The sequence below is a fragment of the Microbacterium sp. H6 genome (genome assembly GCF_003314775.1).
Taxonomy (GTDB): Bacteria; Actinomycetota; Actinomycetes; order Actinomycetales; family Microbacteriaceae; genus Microbacterium; species Microbacterium oxydans.
Genome location: NZ_QOAY01000161.1, coordinates 1 through 1,435, shown reverse-complemented (window position 1 = coordinate 1,435; position 1,435 = coordinate 1). Strand labels below are relative to the sequence as shown.

The 1,435-nt window shown below is 70.0% G+C and carries 2 protein-coding genes and 1 pseudogene; 1 reads left to right on the top strand and 2 read right to left on the bottom strand.

The genetic code is table 11. From position 1 onward, the window contains the following. Nucleotides 1-213: pseudogene (locus DSP71_RS10200) on the bottom strand (HNH endonuclease); the annotation flags it as partial. 60 nt (nucleotides 214-273) lie between these two features. Continuing rightward, complete coding sequence (locus DSP71_RS10195; protein WP_058632418.1) at nucleotides 274-1,131, bottom strand: MurR/RpiR family transcriptional regulator; 858 nt, start codon at nucleotides 1,129-1,131, stop codon at nucleotides 274-276. 119 nt (nucleotides 1,132-1,250) lie between these two features. Here DSP71_RS10195 and DSP71_RS10190 point away from each other — a divergent pair. Continuing rightward, the coding region (locus tag DSP71_RS10190) for a hypothetical protein (protein ID WP_147251283.1) at nucleotides 1,251-1,435 on the top strand (185 nt) is incomplete at its 3' end.

Here is a 1,435-nt window from a genome sequence, read left to right as displayed (position 1 = left end):
GATCTCGGCGGCCACGGCGCGGATCGCCATGTCTCCCCGGTCGGGGTGCTCCGCGGCGCGGGCGATGTCGACGGCGAGGCGCCCTGCCATCGCCAGCATGCCGTCGCGAGCGGCGTGCATGCTGCTCAGCGTGGCCTCCGCCGCTTCGAGCGACGCGACCAGATCGGCGAGCATCGCCATCTGGGTGTCCGTCGCGTCGAGCAGTGCGTTCATGGACTCAGTCCATCATGGGCCACCGACATTCCGACGGCGGCGGCACTCGGGTGAGATCGCTCAGCCGCGAAGCTCTCGGGTCGCCTGGCCGGTGCGCTGCAGCGCGTCGACCGTCTCGGCGTAGCGGCGCTTGGCGACGCCGAGGAACAGGCAGTCCACGAGGGTGAGCTGGGCGATGCGACTCACCATCGCCCCCGCGCGGAAGCTCGACTCGCGCACCTCGGTGAACAGCGCATGGTCGGCCGCGCGGGCGAGCGGAGAGTGCTTGGCGGAGGTGACCGCGACCGTGGTCGCGCCGCTCGCACGCGCGGTCTCCAGGAACCGCACGGTCTCGAGGGTCGAACCCGAGTGCGAGAAGCCGATGGCGACCGTGCCCGCGGTGGGCAGCGCCGACACGGCGACGGCCTCGTGGGGGTCGGCGGGCATGTGGGCGTTGCGTCCGACACGGAGCAGCTTGTGGCTGAGGTCCTCGGCCACGAAGCGGCTGGCACCGAGGCCGTAGAGGAGGACGCGCTCCCCGCGGTCGATCGCGTCGACGGCAGCCTCGAGCACCTCGAAGTCGAGCCGCGCGACGGTCTCCTCGATGGCCAGCAGTTCGAGTGATGCGACCTTCGACACCGCTTCCTGCAGGGTGTCCGACTCCGAGATCTCCGACCCGTAGGCGCCCCGTGCCGAGAACTGGGCGGCCTCCTTGCCGAGTTCGGAGGCCAGGGCCATGCGCAGCGGGGCGTACCCGCTGAAGCCGATCGCCCGGCAGAAGCGCACGACCGACGCGACGGAGGTGTCGCACTCCGCGGCGAGTTCGTTGATGGTGCTGTCGATCACGACGGAGGGGTTCTCACGCACGACGAGGGCGATGCGGGCGAGGGAAGGGGTCAGCGTGGATGCTGCCGCCTCGATCGTCGACTGGATGCTCATGCCGTCCTCCGTCGTGGTGAGTGCGAGGTGTGAGGTGCGAGGTGTAAATTCTTTTTGCCGAGTCTACTTCCGATGTAGGCTCTTTTCACAGACGTTTTCGCCGATCCGGAGGAGGGCCCATGGACGCACGCGTCACGGCATCCGTCGACCTCGGCAAGTCGCGGTGCCGCGTCCTCGTCACCGGCCCCGACCGCCGGATCGAGCGTGACGGCGTCGGAGCGCCCGGACTCGCCGCAGCGGGCGGGGTGAAGAGCGCGCTCGAGGCCATCCTGCGGCTTCTGTCGGGCGACGAGGGTCTGGAGCT